Raw genomic sequence first — 25,245 nt, 5'->3', positions numbered from 1 at the left:
AGGTTTGGTCATATGGAGAAAACCTATTTCATCGTCAATCCGAATGCGAAAAATGGGAGCTGCAGGGAGATTTGGAGAAGGCTAGAGGCAGAGCTCGAAACCATGGATATCCCGTACCTTGCCTTTTTTACCGAACGAGCGGGACATGCGGAAGAGCTCGCCGGGTCAATTGCGCGCAAGTTAAGCGGCAGGCAGGCAACAATCACGGCAGTTGGGGGAGACGGTACGCTGCATGAAGTGGTGAATGGCACGGCAACGTATCCTAATATTAATATTGGTTTCATTCCCGGCGGGTCCGGTAATGATTTTTCAAGGGGATTTTCCATTCCGCGAAAAGCATCCGAAGCATTGCGTTTGGTGATTGACCAGAGCAATTCCCGGACTTTTGAAATCGACCTCGGAAAAATCCAGCACAAGGAATTACATGAAACCTATTTCATGAATAATATGGGGGTAGGCTTTGATGCCGCGGTCGCAAAAGAATCCAATGAATCAAGGATGAAACTGCTGCTGAACCGTGTTTCGCTGGGCAGGCTTGTCTATGTTTATATTCTTGCAAAAAAACTGCTCACTTTCCGAACCCTCCCTCTTTATATAACGATTGACGGGAGAGGGTTTCATTTTGATAATGCGTGGTTTGTGACCGTTTCGAACCAGCCATACTACGGAGGGGGCATGAAGATTGCTCCGGAGGCTCTGCCGGATGATGCGATTCTCGATGTTACCGTTGTTCACAGGATCTCCAGATGGAAGCTGCTGCTGGTTTTCGCCAGTGTCTTCTGGGGAAAGCACACAAAGTTCAAGGAAGTTGAGCAATATACCGGCAAGTCCATTACCATCGAATCACCAGAGGCAGTGTTGGCCCATGCCGATTGTGAAGCAATTGGGCATACACCTTTGAAAATCCATGTATGTCCAAAAGCAGCAAGGATTTTGACAGAAAAAAACCATCCAGGGCATACCGAGGAGTTGAAAATAAATGATTGCCATTGAAAGGGAGTTTTACGCCTATCTTGATCAAGTAGATCTCATTACAGTTTTGCTGCCTTATTCTTATTTTGATGGTGACTCCAAAGAGTTCCGGCTCAAAGGAGAGGGCGTTGATTTGCCTTTGGCAATCCAGAAAAAGGTATACCTTGAGGAGACAGTGAAATATATTTGTTTGGCCAGTGTCAGGCCGGAAATCGGTAAACCATATAAAGTATCAGATGATCATGGCGGCGAAACCGATCTGCAAATCGGTGCAGTCATCCGTACGGAGGAATTTGACAGGTTATTTTTTTACGAGGGAAATGATCTTGGGGTCAGCTATACACCTGAAAAAAGCACTTTCAAGCTATGGGCTCCTACCGCCGGGAAAATCAGGCTAAAGCTGTTTCGGGATGATCGGCAAAACCCTGAATTCATTAATATGAAAAGATCCGGGAAAGGTGTATGGAGCATTACGGTTGAAAGGAATCTGGAGCTTTATCGGTATTCGTTCCTGGTGTGTATCAATCTTGAATGGAGAGAGGCGGTTGATCCGTATGCAATCGCTTTAACAGTTAATGGTGAATATGGAGTTGTGGTCGACCCAACCAAAGCAAGCCAGGTACAGGACGGTTTTACTCCATTGAGAAATCCGGTGGATGCGATTATCTATGAAGCCCATATCAGGGATCTGACCATGCATCCCAACAGTGGGGCTTCCAGGAAGGGGACCTACCTGGGCGCTGCAGAAATGGACACCATGACTCCGTTGGGGGAGAGTACCGGCCTTGCATATATACGCCAGCTCGGTGTCACCCATATCGAGCTTCTTCCATTCCATGATTTCGAAGGGGTAGATGAACTGGACACTTTCGGTTCCTATAACTGGGGGTATAATCCAGTCCATTATAATGGACCGGATGGCAGCTATGCGACGGATCCGGAAGATCCCTACAGCCGGATAACCGAACTTAAGCAGCTGATTTCTGCGATACACAAAATGGATCTGGGTGTCATCATGGACGTGGTTTATAATCATGTCTACATCCGGGAAGATTCCCCTTTTGAAAAAATAGTCCCGGGTTATTTTTTCCGTCATGATGAACATGGTCTTCCCTCGAATGGAACGGGAGTGGGGAACGATATCGCCTCTGAAAGACTGATGGTGAGGAAATACATCGTTGATTCAGTCCTGTTCTGGCTGAATGAGTACCAGGTTGACGGCTTCCGTTTCGACTTGATGGGAATCCTTGACGTTGAGACGATGACGGCCGTCAGGAAGGCCGTGGATGGTGTAAAACCCCATATGCTGATTATTGGGGAAGGCTGGGATCTCAATACCCCGCTGCCGGGTGACCGGAAAGCCAATATTGCCAACCAGGGGAAGCTTCCGGGGATTGGCCAGTTCAATGACTGGTTCCGAGATTCTATTAAGGGCAGTACCTTTAATATTTATGACAAAGGATATGCACTGGGAAATGAGCGGTATCTGGAAGCAGCTAAACAGGTTATGGCAGGAAGCGTTGGAATCGGCAAGCGGAAAAGCGGCCTGTTCCTCCAGCCTGGCCAGTCGGTGAATTACATTGAGTCACATGATAACCATACCTTGTGGGATAAGCTGAAAATATGCACTCCCGATGTGGAGGATGCTATTTTGAAAAAGCAGCACAGACTGGCAACATCGATGGTCTTGCTGGCACAGGGCATCCCGTTTTTACACAGCGGCCAGGAATTTTTCAGGACGAAGAAGGGAGTCGGCAACAGCTATCGATCTCCTGACGACATAAACTGGCTAGATTGGGACCTTCGTGATGAAAACCTGGATAATATCAGCTACATCAAAGGGATCATTGCGATACGAAAAGCGAACGAAGCTTTCAGGCTTGGAGACAGCGAAGAAATCCGCAGGCGAATGGCGTTTTTGCCATTGCAGGCACCGTTGATCGGATATGAACTGCAAGCAGGCGCAGGATGGGAAAAAATCATCGTGCTGATCAATCCTTCAATGGACCAGCAGCTGGCCGAACTTCCGGAAGAGGCGAAATGGAATGTCCTGGTTGACCATGAAAATGCGTCTGCAGAGCCATTTCGCCATATGGAAGGGAAAAAGGTCTTGCTGGAGCCATGCTCACTGTTCGTGGCGGCAAAATAGCAGGATCCTTGATTTGATAACTTTTTAACAATATTAATTTAGTGCTGTTGGGGTTGACGTACCGAGCCTCTGGGGATAAAATTTATAAGATAGCTATTGTGTGCATTTTCCTATCAATAGCTGTCTTTTTATTTCCGATAATAAGAACAACGGTGATTTTTGATTTTATAGAATCCATTTCCGGTTTTCAGCACAAGGGAAATAGTGATAAATGAAGGTGACTAACTTTGGAACATTTATTTGGACAGGATTGGGAGATCGTTCCTGCTGGCGGCGCAACCGGTGCTGCCTATTTTGCACAGCATGAAGAACAAAGGCTGTTTTTAAAACGAAATTCATCCCCTTTTCTTGCTGTACTCTCCGCAGAAGGAATCGTACCCAAGCTTGTTTGGACTAAAAGGTTAGAAAACGGAGATGTTATAACGGCGCAGCAGTGGATGAATGGAAGAGAGCTGAAGCCCGGGGATATGAACAATGACCGTGTGGCCAGGCTGTTGAAGAAAATCCATGCGTCAGATCCGCTTCTTGGGATGCTCACAAGGCTGGGAAAGAGTCCGCTGAAGCCCGAGATGTTCCTTCAAGCCTTAAATGAAGATTTGGATGTGGAACTGCGTACGAAGCCTGCAGTAATCGATGCGATGAAGTTCCTGACTGAATATGTCGGCGATGTCGACCACGCTGAAAAAGTGGTTTGCCATTGCGATGTGAATCATAACAACTGGCTGCTTACCGAAGACAACCAGTTGTATTTAATCGATTGGGACGGCGCGATGATCGCTGATCCCGCCATCGATCTGGGGCTTCTCCTCTATTCCTATATACCATTGGAGGAATGGGAAGCGTGGCTGGACAAGTACGGCATCAGCCTGACAGAGAACCTCAGGCTGCGAATGAAATGGTACGCGCTCGCCCAGTCGCTTTCATCGATTCAATGGCACAAGAACCAGAATCGCATTCCAGAGATGGAAAAATGGATTGATTTCTTAAAGGCACTTTTTTAATTTTTCTTAGGAGAATTGACCGATATCATCGACCCATTGGGATAACTGATTCCGATTCGTCTCGATATGCTGTTCCAGGTCGGAAGCATTTACTCCGTTCTGGCTATACTGGTAAACATCCTGGAGGATCGTTTTGATGTTGCCATCCACATTCGTGTTGACCATCAGCGATTTAATCAGACGTTCCAGCTGTTGATACTCTGCAACCGATCCGCAGCAGTCAGTGTGCTGGTTGCTTAATATATCCTTTAATAAATTTACCTGGTCATGGTGGCTTAAAGGCACAATGATCACCCTTTCTTTTAAAAGGAATTCACATATAGATTGTGGATTCCTTTTTGCGTTTATACAGCCGGGAGAAATTTCACCTTGAAAACAGTTGGGTTGCATGATATTGTTTGAAACGAATGAAAATAGTACAGAGGTGTCAGGATGAGACTAAGAAACAAGCCTTGGGCTAAAGATAAATTGAAGGAATACTCTAATTTTGTGATCCAGGAGCCGGAGCAGCACCGTGGAAAATGGGGTGAGGTTTTTGAAAAAGACCAGCCGCTTCACATCGAGATCGGTACCGGTAAAGGCCAATTCATCACAGGAATGGCCAAAGCCAATCCGGACGTTAACTATATCGGCATTGAACTGCAGGAGAGCGTCATTGTCAGTGCACTGGACAGGCTGATTGAAGAAGATTTGCCAAACTGCAAACTAATGAATGTGAACGGGGCTGAACTTGCAAAGTATTTTGAAAGCGGAGACGTCGACCGGGTCTATTTGAATTTCTCTGATCCATGGCCAAAAACACGCCATGAAAAACGCAGACTGACTTTCAAATCCTTCCTTGAAGTATACGAATCCATCCTTGTGAAGAATGGAGAAATCCACTTCAAGACAGATAATCAGGGCTTGTTCGAGTATTCGCTCGTAAGCTTTTCACATTATGGCATGAAGCTGAATTACGTCAGCCTCGACCTTCACAACAGCGACTTCGAAGGCAACATCATGACGGAATACGAAGAAAAATTCTCGTCACGAGGCAGCCGGATTTACCGCTGTGAAGTGCAATTTATTTCTAAATAATGAAGACGACCGAACCGGCGATTTTACATCGACCGGTTTTTTAAATTGAAAAAAAGGCGTATTAAATTTCAGTTCGCCAAATTAATTTTATTTTCGCCAATAAAATTGGAAAGCCGCGCAATAAAAATTTATTTTCGCCAATAAAATCTGAAAATCACCGAATAAAAATAGATTATCGCCAATAATATTGTGAACTCCGCCAATTAAAAGAATTCCGTGGAATGAAGCCCCAAAAATGAGCAGCGATTCTATATCAAAATCAAAATAGAAGTTGAATTATTTAAAGATTTAAAATTCCAGTGATACAATCATAAGAAAAAAGGGGGATTGGCAATGGAAAATCTGGAGCTAGGAAATGTTAAGCTAAAGTGGCTGAAGGGCGGGGTGACCCACCTGGATGGCGGAGCGATGTTCGGCGTTGTACCGAAACCGCTTTGGACCAGAAAATATGAAGTGAATGACAAAAATCAAATCGAACTGAGGACAGACCCGATTTTTATTCAGGCAGAGGGAAAGAATTTCCTGGTTGAAAGCGGGATTGGAAATGGGAAACTGAATGAGAAGCAAAAACGGAATTTTGGTGTCCTTGAAGAATCAAGCCTTGATGCGGAACTGGAGCGATTGGGGCTGACTGCCGCTGACATTGACTTTGTTTTGATGACGCATATGCATTTTGATCATGCCTGCGGATTGACGAAAGTGATCGATGGTGAACTGACATCCGTTTTTCCGAATGCAAAAATCATCACTTCTCAGGTCGAGTGGGATGAAATGCGCAATCCGAATATCCGTTCCAAGAGTACATACTGGAGAGAAAACTGGCAGGGAATCGAGCAGCAGGTAGAGGCTTTTGAAAAAGAATGGTCGTTTGGGCCGCTCAAGATGATTCACACTGGAGGACACAGTGATGGCCATTCAATACTGATCATTGAGGATGGAGATTCAACCGTCGTCCACATGGCTGATATCATGCCGACCCATGCTCATCAAAACCCTCTCTGGGTGATGGCGTACGATGATTATCCGATGGATTCGATTTTTGCCAAGCAGAAGTGGCTGGAATATGGAATAAGCAGGAACGCCTGGTTTACTTTTTACCATGATTCTGTGTACAGGGCCGTCAAATTCGACCAAGATGGGAAGATAACTGAAAGCATTGAAAGAAAAAAATAGACCTGCCGCGGCAGGTCTGGGTTTCTTTTCGTCTAATTTAATGGGTAGGCGTCCAATATGGCACCGGTTGCTGCATCTGCGATAAACTCATATTGCTCAACCCTGCCGTCAACATTGCGTGAGACACCGCCTTTGTATACCTGGTATTCAATTGGCGGTTTGGAGAAGGCTTCAACCGTCATATTGATCCATGAACCGCTGATGGGTCCGGATTTTTTAAAAGCGGCCTTTGCATCATTCAGTACTTTTTCAGCTGAGACTGTTTCTTTTTGTGAGGCAAGTTCCTTTACTGCATATGCACCAGCAAGGCCGGCGCCAACGCCGAGGACAAAGGCTTTCCAGTTCATAGTCAAGTACCTCCAAGGTTATATATGGAATTTCAAGTTAACTTCATCATAACAAATCCCTATGCTGGAGCAAAGGATTAATGACCGTACTATTCGTGTGATTGGCAGGAATATGACTGGCAAGCAGAGGAAATGTTCTGTAAAATGGATGGTATACATAATGTTTAGCAAACCTAAACTTTTTTAAAAGGAGCAGTCATATGAACGAGCAAACATTAAGCCTGTTTAAAACTTTGACAGAATTGCCTGGAGCTCCGGGCAATGAGCATCCTGTTCGTAAATTTATGCGCGAGCAGCTTGGACAATATTCTGATGAATTGATCCAGGATAAATTGGGAAGTGTATTTGGCGTGAAAAAGGGAAATCCGGATGGCCCGAAAATCATGGTCGCCGGACATATGGATGAAGTTGGTTTCATGGTAACTTCGATCACGAAAAACGGAATGATCCGATTCCAGACACTTGGTGGCTGGTGGAGCCAGGTGCTTCTTGCACAGCGCGTCCAGATCATTACGAAAAATGGGCCAGTTACTGGTGTAATTGGATCGATCCCTCCTCATCTATTGGATGAGTCGAAGCGCAACAAACCAATGGAAATCAAGAATATGCTGATAGATATCGGTGCAGATGATAAGGAAGATGCGATCAGGATCGGGATTAAACCAGGGCAGCAAATCGTGCCAATCTGTCCGTTCACGCCGATGGCAAACGAAAAGAAGATTCTCGCAAAAGCCTGGGATAACCGCTATGGCTGCGGTCTGGCAATCGAATTGCTAAAAGAAACAAAGGACATCCAATTGCCAAATATGCTTTACTCTGGTGCGACTGTCCAGGAAGAGGTCGGCTTAAGAGGCGCTCAGACGGCTGCCAATATGATCGACCCGGACATCTTCTTTGCGTTAGATGCGAGCCCGGCCAATGATATGTCAGGTGATAAAAATGAATTTGGCCAACTTGGAAAGGGAACATTGCTGAGAATTCTCGACCGTTCGATGGTCACGCACCGAGGTATGAGGGAATTCATCCTCGACATGGCTGAAACCAATGATATTCCTTACCAGTACTTCGTTTCCCAGGGTGGAACTGATGCAGGAAGAGTCCATACTTCCAATCAGGGAATCCCGAGTGCGGTCATTGGCATCTGTTCACGCTATATCCATACAGCAGCGTCCATGATCCATGTCGATGACTATGCGGCAGCGAAGGAATTGCTCGTCAAACTTGTCAAAGCAGCTGATAAAACAACGGTAGAAACCATCAAAAACAATAGTTAATCTACTCAAAATGAGGGGCAGCTGATCACTGCTCCTTTTTCATGGATGAAAGGTGGAAATGGATATGAAAGTGGCAGTAGGTTCAAAGAATCCGGCAAAAATCAATGCAGTTAAGGCAGCGTTTCAAGAAACAGATTATGAGATTGTCTCAATAGATGCTGAATCTGGGGTAAGCGACCAGCCAATGTCAGATGAGGAAACCATCAGAGGTGCTGTCAACAGAGCCATCGAGGCTGCCGAAAAAGGAGAAGCAGGAATTGGCATTGGCCTCGAAGGAGGAGTCCAGCAAACTCCATACGGACTAATGCTATGCAATTGGGGAGCTTTGGCAGTGAAAGGGATGGAGCCGATCATTGCGGGAGGAGCCAGGATTCCGCTTCCGGATGAAGTAGCACAGCAATTGTTGGCAGGTTCCGAACTCGGGCCAGTGATGGACGATTACGCAAAAAAACAAAATGTCCGTAAAAATGAAGGAGCTATCGGGATCTTTACAAATGGACAAATCGACCGAAGCGAAATGTTCACTCATGTCATGAAACTGCTCGCTGGACAATATGAATATAATACGGATAAGACAGTCTAAAGAGGCTGTCTTTTATAGTTTTGATATAAAAAATGGCGAATATAAAGATTTATCGACAAATTTCTGAAAAATATCTTAATTTCCAACAAAAAATGCTTGAGAAGTCTTGTCACCCATCAAACAAGCAAGGTATGATAGAAAAGGAGTGGTTAAGTCCTTAGCAAGGGGGAAAAAAGTATGATGAAGTTCAGTAGGGCATTTGGGCTCGTTATAGTAGGAGTAATTCTGCTGAGCGGTTGTTCTGCCCAGTTTTCAGAGCAAAAGGCTGAAATAAAAAAAGAAGTTTCAAATACATTTGAAACTCAGCCTGAGAAAACGAATAATAGTACTAAAGACATAGAGTATTACTTGCCATCCGAGTTTAAAGTGGAAGAGGAAACGCCAAATAATGTCCTGTTCAATAATGGCTCAAAAACATATATTCTTTTCTATAACCAACACGAGAAAGAAGACAGTAAAGTGGTCTATGAATCTACTGTCAAGCAGCAGAAAGAATGGGACGCCAATGAGACATTCAGTAAAAATGGCAAATTTGGCTATATGCTGGTCAAGCAGCTGAAGGAAAATCAGTATCAGTTAATTGTCGGTATCGGCGGTGTCAAGCTGACCACAGAAACCGAAAACGTAAAAGAAGATGCAGAAGCCATGATGGAAATCGCGAATTCTGTGAAAGTAAAATAAACCTCGACCCTATGCTGTCTGAAGCTAATGTAAGTTCAGACAGCTTTTTGTTTTTTCATGTGAAAGCTATACAAAGTAGAGCAGGGTTCTGACAGGTTTTTGCAATTTCACGTGAAAGCTGTCCAAAGTAGAGTCGTGTTCAAACTCCTTATAGTATTTTTTTTACCTAAGTTGTCTCCCCCCTATCTTCTTATACTTACACAATTGCCGCCAATTGCAGGTGTGGGTAAGAATCCCTTCTCGTAATCAGATTAGTTTCTTTTTTCACCCTGCATGGGTACAATAAGATAAGTAAAATGAGATTTAACCGGGAGGTACCAATATGAAAAACTTGGAGTCAATGGAACAATTCGAAACGTTGAAAAACGATGGAAAACATATATTTTTATTTACGGCGGGCTGGTGCCCGGACTGCCGTGTGATCGAGCCAGTCTTGCCTGAAATCGAAAGCAAGTACAGTGACTATGAATTCGTCTCTGTAGACCGGGATGACTTCATCGATTTGTGCATCCAGCTTGATGTATTCGGAATCCCAAGCTTCATCGCATTTGAAAATGGCAAAGAGCTTGGCCGTTTTGTCAGCAAGAACAGAAAAACACAGACTGAGATTGAAAATTTCATTGAAGGTCTTGCTTAATTCTTTCCCTCCATCTTTTGAGGTGGAGGGAAATTTCATGTAAAATGAGTTTGCAGAAACTCCTGGAGAAGTGGAGGGATACAACAATGGACAGCAGAAAAATGCGTAAAGAGCTTGAAAACCGCCTGCAGCATCCTGACCGGACTTTTTCTTATGACCGGGAAAAGGATCAGTTAAGGATTGAACATAAAAACACTGGACGCGGCATTACGATTGCCCTGCCCGGGATTATTGCTAAGTGGCAGGATCAGAAAGAAAAGGCAATTGATGAAGTTGTCTACTATGTTTCGGAAGGTTTAAATGCGATGGAAAGCCAGCTTGAACTGTCAGGCAAGGAAAAGAACATCTTCCCTGTCATCCGCTCGACGTCATTTCCATCGGAAGCTGAGGAAGGGACACCTTTCCTTTATGATGATCATACCGCTGAAACAAGGATCTATTATGCTTTGGATTTAGGCACTACATACAGGCTGATTGATTCAAAGCTTCTTAAAAAAGAGGGATGGTCAGCAGGCCAGGTCCGTGAGACAGCTTTGTTCAATGTACGTTCGCTTTCCGTCAAACTGAAAGAGGACCGTGTGGCTGATAATACCTTTTATTTCCTCAATACCAATGACGGCTATGATGCGAGCCGTATCCTGAATACAAGCTTTTTGAATGAAATGAAGAAAAAAATGAAGGGGAACATGGCGGTGGCCGTTCCCCACCAGGATGTCCTGATCATCGCTGATGTGGAGAACAACACTGGCTATGATATCCTGGCCCAGATGACCATGAGCTTTTTTGCGAGTGGAAGGGTACCGATCACAGCCTTAAGCTTTTTATATGAAGACGGTGAATTGGAACCAATCTTTATTTTGGGCAAAACAAAAAAGGAATAGGATAGACAGGAGATGAAGCCCGATAATACGGGCTTTTTTTCCTTTATGTACTTCTGATGTAAGCTTTTGTAAATATCTGAGCCTAAAGTTGATTCTCTCAGGAGAATTCTTCTCGTAAAAAATGCTCATTCTTTCAATTTATCTCGAAAAATATTGATTTACTGTTAAAATAAAGAATGAAATGCGAAAGAAAGAGTGATTTAAATTGAGTTGGATTAAAAGAATTTTTACGATGTTCCAAAATGATGATGATGAATTTGATGATATTGAGAGAGAACAATCAGTTCAAAAACCAGTCAAACAAGATCGCAGCCAAAAGAAGGATCTTGAGGCAAAGGTATTGTACCAGTATCCAAAGGGGCAGTTCCGGTTCCCTTTGATTCCCGATGGTAACCCAGGGAATGAGACTCCGCGAAAAGAACGGAAAGAAAGGGTTGGCCCGGTTGAAGAAATAAAGCCTTTTATCAATGAAAAAGGCTCGTTCAGCTTTAAAAATGACAGTATCCCCCGGCAGGATTCCAACCAAAGACCGCGCCGAAAATCTGTAGAGGACACTAAGGACACACACAGAACAAAACGAGCGGAAAAAGTGAAGGAACCATTGAAGACTGGAAGAACAGAGGAAGCTGCTTCGAAATTTCGATATGAACCGCGAAAAGACAGCAAACCGAAATTCACGCAGCCATTCAAGCCAACAGAAATTCCATCTCCGATTTATGCATTCAACAGGCCGCCAAGGAAAGAGCAGAATCAAAAGAGCCTGGAAGATGTAGAGTATGAATTGACGGGGTTTGAAAAGGCACAGGAAAACAAAGCATCACAACCCATACGAAGTGATATCGATTTTATCCAAAAAGAGCCGATTCAGCCAGAACAGCCAATGATAACGGAAAAGCAGGAAGGTATTCTGCTAGAGCAGCCAGCCCAGATTGAAAAGCAGGAGGAAGTTCTGCTAGAGCAGCCAGCCCAGATAGAAAAGCAGGAAGTAGTTCTGCTGGAGCAGGCAGACCAAATTGAAAAGCAGGAAGGCGTCCTGCTAGAACAGCCAGCCCAGATTGAAATGCAGGGAAAACTTCTGGAGCAAGATCACTACATAGAAGATGATCTTGCAGAAACCCAGGACATCAAGACACCTGAAATAGAGGATGAAATTGCTCAATTCAATCTCGAAACAGAAGCACTTGATGTAATCCTTCGTGGTGAAGTGAACGATCATCAAGTTTTCGCAAAAGGGAATGAACTTGAAGAAGACGTTAAACTCCCGGCTGAATCCGTAGCGGTCAATGAACTTACAGATGTACTGGCTCCTCGTCAAAACGAACATGTGTCGGCAGTGGTTCGTGAAGAGTCAGAAGTATTCGTACATCATGAGGATGATGCTGAGAAAGTACAGGGAGCGATAGAGCTGACTGCTCCATCATCTGAAAATCCTAAAGAGAAGGATCATCAAACCTTCGCAGAGGCAAAACAAGAAAATGTCCCTCAGGCAAACACAGCAGAAGAGGCGATTTCTTACACTGAGACAGTTCAGCCTTATGAAGAAGAGGAAACTCTTCTATCTGAGAACTCATCCGAAGAGCCTGTAACGGATCAAGACCTCCAGCAGGAGGAGGAAAAAACAGCAGAACCGAAAAGGCAGCTTCCTTTCAATGTCCTCATGCTTAAGCAGGATAAAAGGAAATGGGAAGCACGCAATATGTCTAAATATCCTTCTTTCATGACAGATGGCCGAAAAGCTGATGCACAAAAGCAGCCAACTGAAGAAATGAACGAAGTCCATCCAGAGGCAGAAACTGAGGAATCTTCATTAGTTGTGACCTCTTCTGCGAACAGTGTCACGCAGGGAAATCATCCAGTCGAGGGAAGCGCTGTTGCTCAGTCGTTCGAGCGTGAGACACATCCAGTCGAGGGAAGCGTTGTTGCTCAGTCATTCGAGCGTGAGGCACAGCCAGTCGAGGGAAGTGCTGATGCTCAGTCGTTCGAACGTGAGACACATCCAGTCGAGACAAGGACGGATGCACAGTCGTTCGAACGTAATGCAGAACCAGCAGCACAGGAGAAAGTGGTCACAGTGCCAGTACAAGAAGCACAAGGGGTAAAAATGCATACAAGCCAGCCGGCGGAAGAGTTGGCACCACCTTCGGTTATGGCTGAAGAAAAAGCAGGCCGAATTTCGGATGGTCCTTCTGAAGTCCATCCGGCAGCGGTATATGACTTCCCTCCGCTTGATTTGTTGAATCCGCCTGTGTTCAAGGCTCCAGACCCGGAATGGCTTGCAGAACAGGAACATATGCTCAATGAAACTCTGAGGAATTTCAATGTTGGTGCAAGAGTGGTCAACGTGACGCAGGGACCATCTGTTACCAGATTTGAGGTACAGCCCGAACCTGGAGTGAAAGTCAATAAAATTACCAATCTATCAGATGATATCAAGCTAAGCCTTGCGGCAAAGGATATCCGGATTGAAGCGCCGATACCTGGGAAGCACACGATTGGGATCGAGGTGCCGAACCATACGAGCAGACCGGTATTATTGAGTGAGATTTTGCAGTCAGCAGGGTTTATGGATCTTGAATCTCCGTTGTCGGTTGCTCTGGGACTTGATATAGCCGGAAATCCAATCGTCACTGACCTGAAAAAGATGCCGCACGGATTGATTGCCGGTGCGACCGGGTCAGGAAAGAGTGTCTGCATCAACACGATGCTGGTCAGTTTGCTTTATAAGGCCCATCCAGATGAGGTGAAGCTGCTGCTGATTGACCCGAAAATGGTTGAATTGGCACCTTACAACCGAATTCCTCACCTGGTAAGCCCGGTCATCACTGATGTAAAAGCAGCGACAGCCTCGCTCAAGTGGGCAGTTGAGGAAATGGAACGCCGTTACGAATTGTTCGCACATACAGGTGTCCGTGACATCAGCAGGTTCAATGAACTTGCCGAGAAGCATCGCAGGTTTTCTGATAAGCTTCCGTATATCGTCATTGTCATCGATGAGCTGGCAGATTTGATGATGATGGCTCCTGGTGATGTCGAAGAGGCGATTTGCCGGATTGCCCAAAAAGCGCGTGCCTGCGGTATTCACTTAATCATTGCGACACAGCGTCCATCTGTTGACGTCATTACAGGATTGATTAAAGCGAATGTCCCAACAAGAATAGCGTTCTCTGTTTCCTCACAGGTGGACTCAAGAACAATTATTGATATCAGCGGAGCCGAAAAGCTTCTCGGCCGCGGAGATATGCTGTTCCTTGAAAATGGTTCATCCAAGCCATTCCGTCTGCAGGGTACATTCGTTACGGACAATGAAATTGATGACATTGTTGCTTTTGTCAGGGAGCAGCGGGACCCGCAATATTTGTTTGAACAGGATGAACTGCTGAAAAAAGCCCAGGTGACTGAAGACGAAGATGAACTCTTTTATGAAGCATGCGAATTTGTCATCGATCAGGGAGGCGCTTCTACTTCAAGTGTCCAGCGCCGTTTCAAAATCGGATATAACCGTGCGGCAAGACTGATTGAGATGATGGAGCAGCAAGGGTTCATTTCTGAAGGCAAGGGAAGCAAGCCAAGGGACGTCCTTATTACGGCTTCGGACCTTGAGTCCCTCCAGGAAACTAGTACATTCAATTAATAAATGGTATTCTTTATTAGCATGTACTTATAATAAGGAATAACTGATATAGAAGTTGGGTTGTTATTGAAGGAGCTTTTTGGATGAAAGAAATTGAATTGAAAATGCAGGGGAAAATCAGCCGCCTGACCAATCATACATTTAAGTTTGATGAAAGGATCCGGGATGGCTGGTTTTCAGCCGTGTATTTTCTCAAGACTCAAGAGCTAGTGAAGAAATATCAGGAAGACAATATCATCACCATGCAATTTTTTCAAAAAGATGAGGCAGTCCTGTGCGGGACAGATGAAGTCATCGCCCTGGTAAAAACATTTGCCGACCATCCTGAGGAACTTGAGATTTACTCACTTAAGGATGGAGATAAAATTTCTCCATTCGAAACGGTCCTGACCATTACAGGTCCTTACCAGAGTTTCGGTTATCTTGAAGGAATCATTGACGGCATCCTGGCCAGAAGGACATCTGTAGCAACGAATGTTTATAATGTCGTCAAGGCTGCAAGCCATTCAGGCAAGCAAAAGCCGGTGATTTTCATGGGGGACCGTGATGATCATTATACGACACAAGCCGGAGATGGGTATGCTGCCTACATTGGAGGAGCCACAGCACAGGCCACACACGCGATGAACGAATGGTGGGGCAAGCAGGGGATGGGAACCATGCCTCATGCTTTAATCCAGATGTTCGACGGTGATATCCTGGCAGCAACCAAGGCTTATCATGAAACATTTCCTCAAGATGATCTGATTGCTCTGGTGGATTATAATAATGACGCGGTTACAGATTCATTGAAAGTCGCGAGGGAATTTGGGGAAAAGTTAAAAGGAGTAAGGGTTGACACTTCTCGTACAATGATCGACCAGTATTTCCTCAGGAACCAGCATCTGCTTGGAACGTTTGATCCTCGCGGTGTGAATGCTGAATTGATTTTCGCCTTAAGGAAAGCACTTGATGATGAAGGTTTTCATCATGTGAGAATTGTCGTCAGCGGCGGCTTCAGTGAAAAAAGGATCCTTGAGTTCGAAAAGCATAATGTTCCAGTCGACATGTATGGAGTAGGCGGCAGCCTTTTAAAATTGAAGATTGGTTTTACCGGTGACAATGTGATGCTGAATGGAAAACATCAGGCGAAATCTGGGAGAAGGTTCAGGCCCAACCCTCGTCTTGAAAAAGTTGAATTCTAATCGCGGCACAGAAGTTTAAAAGAAACTCACTTAGGGAAAAAGTGCATTTATCCACGTTGCCATTTTCTATAATAATTTTGAAATAAGAATGAAACTGTGTAATTTACAGTAATGATGTTATAATGATTCAATACATGAGAGATAAGATAGATAAGATTAAGTTGGCTCGTGCGGCAGTTTCTTAAGGGAGACAGGCTAAATGAGCAAAACAGGATATCTGTCATATACTGTGTTACATACAGACGTTGTTGGAGGTTCTTTATATGACTATTTACCATTTTGTAGGTATAAAGGGGTCTGGAATGAGTGCTTTGGCTCAAGTTCTCCATGATATGGATTATCAGGTACAGGGCTCCGATTATGACAAGCACTTTTTTACCCAGGTTGCCCTTGAGAATTCTGGAATAAAGATCCTTCCGTTTAATAAGGAAAATATACAGCCCGGGATGACAATCATTGCCGGCAATGCCTATCCGGATACCCACGAAGAAATTCAGGAAGGAATGAAACTCGGCCTTCCGATCATCAGATACCACCGTTTCCTTGGTGATTTTATGCAGAACTTCACGAGTGTGGCGGTTACAGGGGCACATGGCAAAACGTCGACTACAGGCTTGCTTGCGCATGTAATGAGGGGTGCCAAACCAACATCCTTCCTGATTGGTGATGGAACCGGGAAAGGTGATAAGGATGCTCAATACTTTGTATTTGAGGCCTGTGAGTATCGCCGCCATTTCCTATCCTATTTCCCTGATTACGCGATCATGACGAATATCGATTTCGACCACCCGGATTACTTCGCCAATATCGAGGATGTCTTCTCGGCTTTCCAGGAGATGTCATGGCAGGTCAAAAAGGGTATTTTCGCATGTGGTGACGATGAACAGCTTCAAAAAATCCAGGCGAAGGTGCCAGTCGTATTTTATGGCTTTGGGGAGGAAAATGATTTCCAGGCCCGGAATATCATTAAATCAACAAGTGGGACTACCTTTGATGTCTTTGTCCGGAATACGTTCTATGACACGTTCTCGATTCCGGCATTTGGAGACCATAATGTGCTGAACTCACTTGGTGTCATTGCATTATGCCATTATGAGAACATCGACTCAAAGGTCATCCAGGAACAGCTTGAAACCTTCGAAGGGGTTAAAAGAAGATTCTCTGAAAAGAAGGTTGCCGACCAGATCATCATTGATGATTACGCACACCATCCGACAGAAATCAAAGCAACAATCGATGCGGCAAAGCAAAAGTATCCGGATCGTGAAATTGTTGCTGTATTCCAGCCGCATACCTTTACAAGGACACAGGCATTCCTGAATGAGTTTGCCGAAAGCCTAAACAAGGCAGATAAGGTTTATCTTTGCGAAATCTTCGGCTCAGCCCGTGAGATTCATGGAAAACTATCGATTACGGATCTTAAAGATAAAATCGATGACGCTGAAATCATCACAGAAGATGATACAACATTGCTGAAGGAGCATGACAATGGAGTCATCCTGTTTATGGGTGCAGGCGATATCCAGAAGTTCCAGGAAGCATATGAAAAACAATTGCAAGTGTAACGCGAAAAGCGTAAGCGCCTTGGTCAGCCCCGACAAACGCTGGAGGGCCTGACAGTGAAGTCGTTCTTTGACTTCATTGGCAGGACCGAAGCGTCTCGAGGGGCTAGACGCTGGAGCTGGACAATTCTCAAAGAAAAAAATTAATACTTACTGATACTAAAAAAGGATGCGGCCAAGTGAGCCGCATCCTTTTTTGTTGTTATTTTAGGTTTTCGGGATTCAAGCCTTCCAATTCCGGAATGACAAATCGGCCGTCTTTTCGGATCAGGACATCATCGAAATAGATCTCTCCGCCGCCGTAATCTGGACGCTGAATATTGACCATATCCCAATGGATGTTGGAATGATTGCCATTGAATGCATCATCATAGCATTGTCCTGGTGTGAAGTGGAAACTTCCATCGATTTTTTCATCGAACAGGATGTCCTGCATCGGGTGGAGGATGTATGGATTCACGCCAATCGCAAATTCTCCAACATACCTTGCTCCTTCGTCGGTATCGAAAATCTTGTTGATGCGATCTGTATCATTCGCAGTCGCTTCCACGATTTTTCCATCCTTGAAGGTCAGCTTCACATTTTCAAAGGTGAAACCCTGGTAAGGGGAAGGAGTATTGTATGTTATCACACCATTGACCGAATCGCGTACAGGTGCTGTATAAACTTCGCCATCTGGAATGTTCAGCTCGCCGGCACATTTAACTGCCGGGATATCCTTGATGGAGAAAGTCAGGTCTGTCCCTGATCCAGTGATTCTTACCTTGTCTGTGCGATTCATCAGCTCTGCAAGGCTGTCCATTGCCTTGTCCATATTGCCATAATCGAGGTTGCAGACATCGAAATAGAAGTCCTCGAAAGCTTCCGTGCTCATTTTAGCAAGCTGTGCCATTGCTGAGTTCGGGTAGCGTAGGACAACCCATTTCGTTTTTGGAACGCGAATATCCCGATGGACTTTTTTGCCGACTGTACTGCCATGGATTTTCATTTTGTCTGCCGGGACATCAGCATGCTCGTTGATGTTATCTCCAGAACGCAGCCCGATGTACGCATCCATTTTACTCATTACATTGGCTTCAAAGTCAGCAATCATATCAAACTGCTCCTGCTGAGCACCCATAAGCAGCGCCCGGTCCACCTGGTGGTCCTTCAAGGATACGAAGGGATAACCGCCAGCCTCGTAGGCTTCTTTTACAAGGGCCGTAACAAGCTCACACTGAAGGCCGAAGTTCTCAATCAGGACTTTTTCTCCTTTTTGAAGCTTGACAGAGTAATTGATCAGGTTTTTCGCCAGCTTCTGTATACGTGGGTCTTTCAAATGAATCACTCCTAAGTATGTAAAATTTAACACATAATCATATTGTAACCGAAACGCCGAAATTTGTGCTCAATTCCTTTCAAGAGTTCTGACAGTTTGGATTGGTAAAGGGAAACATCTGTTAAAAGAAGCATGGGATTTTGACAGGTTGGACTCGAGAAGGAGGGAAGCTGTCAGAATCAGCAGTTTATTTTGACAGGTTGAGTTGGATAGGCGGAAAAGCTGTCAAGAAAAGCATGGAATCTTGACAGGTTGGGCAGGAAAAGTGGAAAAGCTACCAAGAAAAGCGTGGAATCTTGACAGGTTGGGCAGGAAAAGTGGAAAAGCTGCCAAGAAAAGCGTGGAATCTTGACAGGTTGAGCGGGTGAAGAGGAAAAGCTGTCAAAAAAAGCATGGAATCTTGACAGGTTGAGCTGGTTAAGGAGAAAAGCTGTCAAAAAAACCATGGAATCTTGACAGGTTGAGCGGGTGAAGAGGAAAAGCTGTCAAAAAAAGCAGAGAATCTTGACAGGTTGAGCGGGTGAAGGGGAAAAGCTGTCAAAAAAAGCAGAGAATCTTGACAGGTTGAGCTGGTGAAGAGGAAAAGCTGTCAAAAAAAGCAGAGAATCTTGACAGGTTGAGCTGGTGAAGAGGAAAAGCTGTCAAAAAAAGCAGAGAATCTTGACAGGTTGAGCTGGTTAAGGAGAAAATCTGTCAAGAAAAGCATGGAATCTTGACAGGTTGAGCGTGTGAAGGGGAAAAGCTGTCAAAAAAAGCAGAGAATCTTGACAGGTTTGGCTGGTGAAGAGGAAAAGCTGTCAAAAAAAGCATGGAATCTTGACAGGTTGAGCGGGTGAAGAGGAAAAGCTGTCAAAAAAAGCATGGAATCTTGACAGGTTGAGCGGGTGAAGGGGAAAAGCTGTCAAAAAAAGCAGAGAATCTTGACAGGTTGAGCTGGTGAAGAGGAAAAGCTGTCAAAAAAAGCAGAGAATCTTGACAGGTTGAGCTGGTTAAGGAGAAAAGCTGTCAAGAAAAGCATGGAATCTTGACAGGTTGAGCGTGTGAAGGGGAAAAGCTGTCAAAAAAAGCAGAGAATCTTGACAGGTTTGGCTGGTGAAGAGGAAAAGCTGTCAAAAAAAGCATGGAATCTTGACAAGTTGGGCGGTTGAGTGGGAAAAGCTGTCAAGAAAAGCATGGGATTTTGACAGGTTGAGCAGGGAAAGTGGAAAAGCTGTCAAAAAAGGCATGGAATCTTGACAGGTTGAGCAGATATATGAGAAAACCTGTTAAATTCTGCTTCGCACCTCAAACAGGGATGCCCAAAAAGCTATCAGCAATGCAAGAAATCTCACTTTTTAACCATATTATCTTCCTGCAAAACTTAAATATATATAATCACTTAACTGGAATTTTATGTTGTAGAAAGATATGCTAAGAGAGGAAGGAAAAGGGGATGTGTCTATTGAAATAGTTAATGGACAAGGTGGTTTACGTCGCCTTATGCTGGGTAAAATGTACATATGCTAACGGAGGTGTTCAACAGTGGAAATTATTTTGTATTTAAGTGTTGCGGTAATAGCAATCGCATTCTTAGTTTTGGTAGTTTCATTATCCAAAACTCTAAAATCTTTGCAAACAACTTTAGACAGTGTGTCAGGCACGCTTGATGGCCTGGAGAAGCAGTTGGATGGTGTGACTCGAGAAACAACGGAGCTTCTGCATAAAACAAACAATTTGGCTGACGATATTTCCAGAAAATCTGAGAGCTTGAACGGTGTCATTAATGCTGTGAAGGATGTAGGAAATTCTGTTCAGAGATTCAACCAATCGATCCATAATGTTCAAACAATGGTTGACCTTCAGATTGACAGGAATAAGGACAAGATTTCACAGGTTGTTCAGTGGAGCAATGTATTCCTTGAGTTGAAGGACAAGTGGCAGTCAAAAAAAACAGCACGAATTGACCATCAAATGGAAGGCGAACAGATGGTAGCGAGGCAAAGAGAACGTGTTAGGTATTAATGAAAGGTGGAGATAAAATGAACAGGGAACAAAGTCAATATGATGTTAATGGATCAATGAGGGACAGTAACAGTAATAACAACAATTCCAGAGATTTTGTTACTGGTGCGATTGTTGGCGGCCTTGCCGGGGCAATCGCGGCATTATTGCTGGCTCCGAAGTCAGGGAAAGAGTTGCGTGGATCGCTCAATGAGCAAACTTCAACACTTAAAACCAAAGGCGTGGATCTCGCTTCTGTAGCGAAGGAGAAGGCAGGCGGGCTAAAAGAAACTGTGACACAGCAGTCTTCTAATCTTGTTAACAAAGTGAAGGACATGAAAAACCAGGACGGAACATCTTCTTCTGTTTCCGAGGAAGACCCGCTGCAGGAAGTGCCAACTTCCATGGCAGAGACAAGCTCCATGGATAATACGCATACGGCCACTGGAGAAGAAATTCAGAAAAAGCTTGAAGAAACACAAAAGGCTTTTGATGAAACAGAAAGCAAACTGAATCAGTAAGTTTGTCTTGTAAACGGTGAAGTGGTAAGATTACTTCACCGTTTATTTTTATTTAAAGAGCTTTTTTCGCATAGATAATCACTTCAACGTTCTGCAAAGTATTCGCGAATCATCAGGAATGATAAATAGGCAAAGCGATCAGAGCCATGAAAAAGGAGAGAGTAGGATGCAAAAAATTAATTCCATTGAAGAATTCGATAAGCTTGTCGATTCCGGTGAAACGTTCTTCATGCTGAAGCACAGCACAACCTGTCCAATCAGCGCAGCTGGGTATGATGAGTTTGCCAAGTTCGAGCAAAAAAGCAACGGCCAATTATATTATTTAACTGTCCAGGATTCCCGCGATCTATCAAACCATATTGCCGAGAAATTCCATGTTAAGCATGAATCGCCACAGGCTATTCTATTTGTCAATTCTGATGTCGCTTGGCATGCTTCTCACTTTAAAATCACGGCAAAATCGCTGTCTGCGGCAAAAGAAGAGAATCTAAAGTAAAAAAACATCCGAAAGGATGTTTTTTACTTTATACTGACCGGATTTTCAAAAGTGATATTTAACTCGTCCCCTGGTGCAAGACAATCGTCAAACGCTGCTTTATCACCGTTTTTCAACAAAGTGAATCCGCGTGTCTCCTTGGGAATATCGATTTGGGCAAAATTGAAAACATCCTGGAATATGAATGGCTGCACCTCTTTTTGTTTTGTAGTAATCTGGTCTCCGTTAAAGATTTGCTCGTCCATCCCAATCCTGGTACCTTCCCTGACGAACGCTGTTATTTCGTGCTCCAGCTGGATCTGCTGTCCATTAAAGAAGATAGGCATAGTGTCCATCGCCCGTATGCCAAGTAACTCTGTAAGTCTTCGGAGTGTGGGTTCTGTTCCCTTTTCAAAGCGTATCGTATCAAGGTGGTCAAATTTATTATTCAGGCTGGCTGGCACATTATTCACATGAATTTTTCTCATGAACTCCGCAATCTTTTGTTCCTTCCCGTCAATCTTGACATAGAAAGGGCGTGTATCCCTAAGGATTTCTGCCTGATTGAGTTCCTTCAGTGCGTCTTCAATTGTGTCTGCCATCTCAAAGCTGATTTCGTCCCTGTCGGCAACTTGCTGTGAAATCGGGACACGCAGGCCATTGCAGGTCAATTTTGACCTTATTTCATACCTTTCTCCATTGAGGATGATAGTTTTGGCAGGAAACTCTCCAATCAAATCTTCGAGTGTCAGCGCTGTTCTGACACCATCCTGACCCTTCTCGACAGTCAGCTGATCGCCTCCATCCACCTGATCATCAAAAGTACAAGGTATATCATTTTTCAGTAAAACAGGTGGCTGCCCATGTTTGCCGGGTATGGTCACATTCTTGCCATTCAGGCTGACAATCATCGCAAGTCCCGGTTTGCCGTACAGCTTATTCATTTTGATGCCTGCGGCCAGCAGACAGTCTCCTACGGTCAATTTATTGACTTCGAAAAGCCTCACCGGCTGTCCATTCACGTATACCGTATGATACTGGACAGGGGATTGTCTTGCCGCAATCGCGATTCCGATTGGCGTGACAAGCTCGGGTCCTTTCGTGATATGGCTCGCAAATGAAACAGATGAGATGGCATCAAGACCTCGGATGGCAACTCTGTTGTCCGGCAGGTTCAGCTTGTTTGCAAGCCTTCTGGTCAAATCAGGTGTCAGGCTGCCCCCACCGACAAGCATGACTGCTTTTGGTGATTTATCGTTATTCAATCTCAGGATTTCATCACCAATCGTTTCTGCCAGGCGGTCAATCGCAGGGGTGATCCTTTCGATCGCTTCCTCTTTGCTGATGACAGTCTCGAACCCAAGTATGTCGGTAATGGTAATGGATTCATTTTCGAGCAGCTCCCGCTTTGCTTTTTCAGCAAGAGGGAAGTCGAGCAGGAATTCATCGCTGACAGCTTCAGTTATTTCGTCTCCGGCAACTGGCACCATTCCATACGCGATTACAGTCCCTGAATCCGTGAGCGCGATATCTGATGTCCCCGCACCGATATCAACGAGGGCAACGTTCAATCTTCTCATTGAAGCAGGTATCAATACATTGATTGCGGCAATCGGTTCGAGTGTCAGGGCGTCCATCTCCAGACCAGCCCGATCCAAAGCGGCAAGCAGTGACTCCACGACCACTTTAGGAAGGAAGGTTGCAATGATTTCAACAGAAGCCTCTGATCCGCGCTGATCGATCAGGCTCCCGATTACTTCTCCATCAAGCTGGTAATAAAGCACAGAATATCCGACACAATAATAGTGATGCCCCAGATCATTGCTTTTTTCTCCAGCTACGGCAGCTTGTGCAAGCTGGACAGCACTTAGTTCAAGATGGAGGATATCTTGCTTCGAAAACATCGGATTGCCAGAAATATCGATAATTGCTTTTGAACGTTCTGTTTTCAAGGCGCGGCCGGCTGCAGCCACACAAACCTTGGTTAACGGGCCATGTGTAACTTCCAATTCTTCTTTGATTTCAGAAATGATGTCTGATACGGAGAGGACGTCATGGATCTGGCCGTCCAGCATCGCTCGATCCTTGTGTTCACGGATTATGATTTCGATTGCTTCATAATGTCCATCAGTTTCTTCCAGGATGATTCCCACTACGGAACGCGTCCCGATATCTAACGCAAAAAGTTTATTATTAACTTGCAAATTCGTGCACCCTCTAACTTAAAGTATCATATGATGCTTTATCGCTTAAAAGCGTTTAATTATTAAAGAAAAATGCGTGACAACGATATTTTTTTCAGATATAATTACTTTTATTATATTGTATAGCTTAACCACAGTACATGAGGCTCTTTACATAAGGCCCTCTTAATATTATCGGTCTCTGATGCCTTTGCTTTAGGCCAGGGCTCCAGAAAGCCGACGATATTAAAAAAGCACCATACAACTCTATCGCTATAAAGAAGATTCAGGTGATCACTGTTTCTCATCCTGGCATTAAAAGAACCTGGTGTTCTTTTCTTGATGATTCTTAAAGGTAGGGCTAAAATGAATTTCGAAAGGACGGGAAGGAAAATGACAAAAAATCTTGACCAGCTTAGGAATCGTGTGGATGAATTGAATTTAGAGCTTCTCTCATTAATTAATGAAAGAGCCCTGCTCGTCCAGGAAATTGGCCGTGCAAAAGAAACACAGGGCGTCTATCGTTATGACCCTGTTCGTGAACGAGAAATGCTCGATTTGATCAAGGAAAGCAATAATGGGCCTTTTGAAAATTCCACGATTGAGCATATCTTCAAGGAAATTTTCAAAGCCGGACTTGAACTTCAATCAGATGACCACCGCAAAGCTCTTCTTGTTTCCAGGAAGAAAAAGCCTGAAGATACGATAATAGATATTAAAGGATTGAAAATTGGCGATGGAACTCCGGACTTTGTTTTCGGTCCATGTTCAGTCGAGTCATATGAACAAGTAGCCACAGTGGCGGAAGCGGTTAAAGCGAAAGGCTTCAAGTTGCTTCGCGGCGGTGCTTTTAAACCAAGGACTTCACCTTATGACTTCCAGGGATTAGGTGTCGAAGGACTGAAGATTTTAAAAAGAGTTGCGGATGAGTATGATCTAGCTGTCATCAGTGAAATCGTCACACCTGCTGACATTGAAATTGCCGTGGATTATCTGGATGTCATACAGATCGGTGCCCGCAATATGCAAAACTTCGAGCTTCTTAAAGCAGCAGGGGCAGTGAACAAGCCGATTTTATTAAAACGCGGGCTTGCCGCTACGATTGAAGAATTCATTAATGCCGCTGAATACATCATGGCACAGGGAAATGGCCAAATCATTCTATGCGAGCGCGGAATCCGGACATATGAAAAAGCTACCCGGAATACGCTTGATATTTCCGCAGTGCCTATCCTGAAAAAGGAAACACATCTGCCGGTCATGGTGGACGTTACCCACTCAACTGGCAGAAGGGATTTATTGCTGCCGGCAGCTAGAGCCGCACTGGCAATCGGAGCAGATGGCGTCATGGCAGAGGTGCATCCAGATCCAGCAGTCGCTTTGTCCGACAACGCACAGCAAATGGATCTTAAACAGTTTGATGAATTTTTAGAGGGATTAAAATCCACTCCATTTGTAAGAGTGTAAAGTTTAAGAAACCTTCCTTTAAAAAGGAAGGTTTTTTTCATGAGCAATTAGGGGTAACTTAAAAAGAAGACAATATCCAGATCGCAATAAAAATATATAAAAATAAGATGTTCAGATTGCGGGATTGTTGTGGATATCGTATGATTAAT

General features: G+C 44.4%; 21 protein-coding genes. 17 read left to right on the top strand and 4 right to left on the bottom strand.

Annotated elements, in window-relative coordinates:
- The first annotated feature begins 12 nt into the window (after nucleotides 1-12).
- The 3 genes from QNH36_RS18575 (at nucleotide 13) to QNH36_RS18565 (ending at nucleotide 4,122) form a co-directional block, all read left to right on the top strand.
- Entirely contained in the window at nucleotides 13-993 is a 981-nt protein-coding gene (locus QNH36_RS18575) for a diacylglycerol/lipid kinase family protein (RefSeq protein ID WP_283903953.1), read from the top strand.
- The gene (pulA, locus tag QNH36_RS18570; protein ID WP_283903952.1) at nucleotides 980-3,121 is read left to right on the top strand and encodes a type I pullulanase; all 2,142 of its coding nucleotides are present in this window, start codon (nucleotides 980-982) and stop codon (nucleotides 3,119-3,121) included. The genes QNH36_RS18575 and pulA overlap by 14 nt, the downstream gene beginning before the upstream one ends.
- A 227-nt stretch (nucleotides 3,122-3,348) precedes the next feature.
- The gene (locus tag QNH36_RS18565) at nucleotides 3,349-4,122 is read left to right on the top strand and encodes a phosphotransferase family protein (protein WP_144477204.1); all 774 of its coding nucleotides are present in this window, start codon (nucleotides 3,349-3,351) and stop codon (nucleotides 4,120-4,122) included.
- A 6-nt stretch (nucleotides 4,123-4,128) separates the two neighbouring features.
- On the opposite strand, the gene QNH36_RS18560 is transcribed toward QNH36_RS18565, so the two are convergent.
- Nucleotides 4,129-4,407, bottom strand: coding sequence for a YtzH-like family protein (locus QNH36_RS18560; protein WP_144477207.1), 279 nt, complete (start codon nucleotides 4,405-4,407; stop codon nucleotides 4,129-4,131).
- A 147-nt stretch (nucleotides 4,408-4,554) separates the two neighbouring features.
- On the opposite strand from QNH36_RS18560, the gene trmB reads away from it, so the two are divergent.
- Nucleotides 4,555-5,199, top strand: a complete 645-nt coding sequence (gene trmB / locus QNH36_RS18555) for a tRNA (guanosine(46)-N7)-methyltransferase TrmB (RefSeq protein WP_144477210.1) — start codon at nucleotides 4,555-4,557, stop codon at nucleotides 5,197-5,199.
- A 333-nt stretch (nucleotides 5,200-5,532) separates the two neighbouring features.
- On the top strand, nucleotides 5,533-6,372 hold the full coding sequence (locus tag QNH36_RS18550) for a YtnP family quorum-quenching lactonase (protein ID WP_283903951.1): 840 nt from the start codon (nucleotides 5,533-5,535) through the stop codon (nucleotides 6,370-6,372).
- A 32-nt stretch (nucleotides 6,373-6,404) separates the two neighbouring features.
- On the opposite strand, the gene QNH36_RS18545 is transcribed toward QNH36_RS18550, so the two are convergent.
- Nucleotides 6,405-6,719 (bottom strand): PepSY domain-containing protein, encoded by a 315-nt coding sequence (locus tag QNH36_RS18545; RefSeq protein ID WP_144477216.1) that lies wholly within the window; start codon nucleotides 6,717-6,719, stop codon nucleotides 6,405-6,407.
- A gap of 200 nt (nucleotides 6,720-6,919) precedes the next feature.
- Between QNH36_RS18545 and QNH36_RS18540 the strand changes: the two genes are divergently transcribed.
- From QNH36_RS18540 to murC, 8 genes are all read left to right on the top strand, one after another.
- The gene (locus QNH36_RS18540; RefSeq protein WP_283903950.1) at nucleotides 6,920-7,993 is read left to right on the top strand and encodes a M42 family metallopeptidase; all 1,074 of its coding nucleotides are present in this window, start codon (nucleotides 6,920-6,922) and stop codon (nucleotides 7,991-7,993) included.
- Nucleotides 7,994-8,057: 64 nt separating this feature from the next.
- Nucleotides 8,058-8,576 (top strand): DUF84 family protein, encoded by a 519-nt coding sequence (locus tag QNH36_RS18535; RefSeq protein ID WP_144477222.1) that lies wholly within the window; start codon nucleotides 8,058-8,060, stop codon nucleotides 8,574-8,576.
- Nucleotides 8,577-8,753: 177 nt separating this feature from the next.
- Nucleotides 8,754-9,257 (top strand): hypothetical protein, encoded by a 504-nt coding sequence (locus QNH36_RS18530; protein WP_144477225.1) that lies wholly within the window; start codon nucleotides 8,754-8,756, stop codon nucleotides 9,255-9,257.
- 322 nt (nucleotides 9,258-9,579) lie between these two features.
- Nucleotides 9,580-9,894 carry a thioredoxin family protein gene (locus QNH36_RS18525; RefSeq protein ID WP_144477228.1) on the top strand — a complete coding sequence of 105 codons (315 nt, stop codon included), beginning with the start codon at nucleotides 9,580-9,582 and terminating at the stop codon, nucleotides 9,892-9,894.
- Nucleotides 9,895-9,980: 86 nt separating this feature from the next.
- Entirely contained in the window at nucleotides 9,981-10,775 is a 795-nt protein-coding gene (locus QNH36_RS18520; RefSeq protein WP_144477231.1) for a DUF1444 domain-containing protein, read from the top strand.
- Nucleotides 10,776-10,980: 205 nt separating this feature from the next.
- Nucleotides 10,981-14,406, top strand: a complete 3,426-nt coding sequence (locus QNH36_RS18515) for a DNA translocase FtsK (RefSeq protein ID WP_283903949.1) — start codon at nucleotides 10,981-10,983, stop codon at nucleotides 14,404-14,406.
- 83 nt (nucleotides 14,407-14,489) lie between these two features.
- Entirely contained in the window at nucleotides 14,490-15,590 is a 1,101-nt protein-coding gene (locus tag QNH36_RS18510; protein WP_283903948.1) for a nicotinate phosphoribosyltransferase, read from the top strand.
- 263 nt (nucleotides 15,591-15,853) lie between these two features.
- Nucleotides 15,854-17,155: a UDP-N-acetylmuramate--L-alanine ligase gene (murC, locus tag QNH36_RS18505; protein WP_144477238.1), complete on the top strand. Its 1,302-nt coding sequence runs from the start codon at nucleotides 15,854-15,856 to the stop codon at nucleotides 17,153-17,155.
- 199 nt (nucleotides 17,156-17,354) lie between these two features.
- On the opposite strand, the gene QNH36_RS18500 is transcribed toward murC, so the two are convergent.
- Nucleotides 17,355-18,470 (bottom strand): aminopeptidase, encoded by a 1,116-nt coding sequence (locus QNH36_RS18500; protein WP_283903947.1) that lies wholly within the window; start codon nucleotides 18,468-18,470, stop codon nucleotides 17,355-17,357.
- A gap of 1,521 nt (nucleotides 18,471-19,991) precedes the next feature.
- On the opposite strand from QNH36_RS18500, the gene QNH36_RS18495 reads away from it, so the two are divergent.
- The 3 genes from QNH36_RS18495 (at nucleotide 19,992) to ytxJ (ending at nucleotide 21,467) form a co-directional block, all read left to right on the top strand.
- The gene (locus QNH36_RS18495; RefSeq protein ID WP_283903946.1) at nucleotides 19,992-20,471 is read left to right on the top strand and encodes a DUF948 domain-containing protein; all 480 of its coding nucleotides are present in this window, start codon (nucleotides 19,992-19,994) and stop codon (nucleotides 20,469-20,471) included.
- Nucleotides 20,472-20,488: 17 nt separating this feature from the next.
- Nucleotides 20,489-20,971 carry a YtxH domain-containing protein gene (locus tag QNH36_RS18490; protein WP_283903945.1) on the top strand — a complete coding sequence of 161 codons (483 nt, stop codon included), beginning with the start codon at nucleotides 20,489-20,491 and terminating at the stop codon, nucleotides 20,969-20,971.
- Between the two features lie 166 nt (nucleotides 20,972-21,137).
- Nucleotides 21,138-21,467, top strand: a complete 330-nt coding sequence (gene ytxJ, locus QNH36_RS18485; RefSeq protein ID WP_251544733.1) for a bacillithiol system redox-active protein YtxJ — start codon at nucleotides 21,138-21,140, stop codon at nucleotides 21,465-21,467.
- A 23-nt stretch (nucleotides 21,468-21,490) separates the two neighbouring features.
- Here ytxJ and QNH36_RS18480 read toward each other — a convergent pair whose 3' ends face one another.
- The gene (locus QNH36_RS18480; protein ID WP_283903944.1) at nucleotides 21,491-23,650 is read right to left on the bottom strand and encodes a cell division FtsA domain-containing protein; all 2,160 of its coding nucleotides are present in this window, start codon (nucleotides 23,648-23,650) and stop codon (nucleotides 21,491-21,493) included.
- Nucleotides 23,651-24,022: 372 nt separating this feature from the next.
- Between QNH36_RS18480 and QNH36_RS18475 the strand changes: the two genes are divergently transcribed.
- A complete protein-coding gene (locus QNH36_RS18475) occupies nucleotides 24,023-25,096 on the top strand; it encodes a bifunctional 3-deoxy-7-phosphoheptulonate synthase/chorismate mutase (RefSeq protein ID WP_251544731.1) in 1,074 nt (357 codons plus the stop codon).
- Nucleotides 25,097-25,245: the final 149 nt, after the last annotated feature.

It is taken from the genome of Mesobacillus sp. AQ2 (assembly GCF_030122805.1).
Classification (GTDB): Bacteria; Bacillota; Bacilli; order Bacillales; family Cytobacillaceae; genus Mesobacillus; species Mesobacillus oceanisediminis_A.
Note: the sequence above shows the minus strand (reverse complement) of the source record. Positions and strands in the feature narration are given on the sequence as shown.

Excerpts from the sequence above, each read along its gene's own strand:
- QNH36_RS18575 (WP_283903953.1), top strand. The coding sequence starts at position 13 with ATGGAGAAAACCTATTTCATCGTCAATCCGAATGCGAAAAATGGGAGC.
- pulA (WP_283903952.1), top strand. The coding sequence starts at position 980 with ATGATTGCCATTGAAAGGGAGTTTTACGCCTATCTTGATCAAGTAGAT.
- trmB (WP_144477210.1), top strand. The coding sequence starts at position 4,555 with ATGAGACTAAGAAACAAGCCTTGGGCTAAAGATAAATTGAAGGAATAC.
- QNH36_RS18550 (WP_283903951.1), top strand. The coding sequence starts at position 5,533 with ATGGAAAATCTGGAGCTAGGAAATGTTAAGCTAAAGTGGCTGAAGGGC.
- QNH36_RS18545 (WP_144477216.1), bottom strand. The coding sequence starts at position 6,719 with ATGAACTGGAAAGCCTTTGTCCTCGGCGTTGGCGCCGGCCTTGCTGGT.
- QNH36_RS18540 (WP_283903950.1), top strand. The coding sequence starts at position 6,920 with ATGAACGAGCAAACATTAAGCCTGTTTAAAACTTTGACAGAATTGCCT.
- QNH36_RS18535 (WP_144477222.1), top strand. The coding sequence starts at position 8,058 with ATGAAAGTGGCAGTAGGTTCAAAGAATCCGGCAAAAATCAATGCAGTT.
- QNH36_RS18530 (WP_144477225.1), top strand. The coding sequence starts at position 8,754 with ATGATGAAGTTCAGTAGGGCATTTGGGCTCGTTATAGTAGGAGTAATT.
- QNH36_RS18525 (WP_144477228.1), top strand. The coding sequence starts at position 9,580 with ATGAAAAACTTGGAGTCAATGGAACAATTCGAAACGTTGAAAAACGAT.
- QNH36_RS18520 (WP_144477231.1), top strand. The coding sequence starts at position 9,981 with ATGGACAGCAGAAAAATGCGTAAAGAGCTTGAAAACCGCCTGCAGCAT.
- QNH36_RS18510 (WP_283903948.1), top strand. The coding sequence starts at position 14,490 with ATGAAAGAAATTGAATTGAAAATGCAGGGGAAAATCAGCCGCCTGACC.
- murC (WP_144477238.1), top strand. The coding sequence starts at position 15,854 with ATGACTATTTACCATTTTGTAGGTATAAAGGGGTCTGGAATGAGTGCT.
- QNH36_RS18490 (WP_283903945.1), top strand. The coding sequence starts at position 20,489 with ATGAACAGGGAACAAAGTCAATATGATGTTAATGGATCAATGAGGGAC.
- ytxJ (WP_251544733.1), top strand. The coding sequence starts at position 21,138 with ATGCAAAAAATTAATTCCATTGAAGAATTCGATAAGCTTGTCGATTCC.
- QNH36_RS18475 (WP_251544731.1), top strand. The coding sequence starts at position 24,023 with ATGACAAAAAATCTTGACCAGCTTAGGAATCGTGTGGATGAATTGAAT.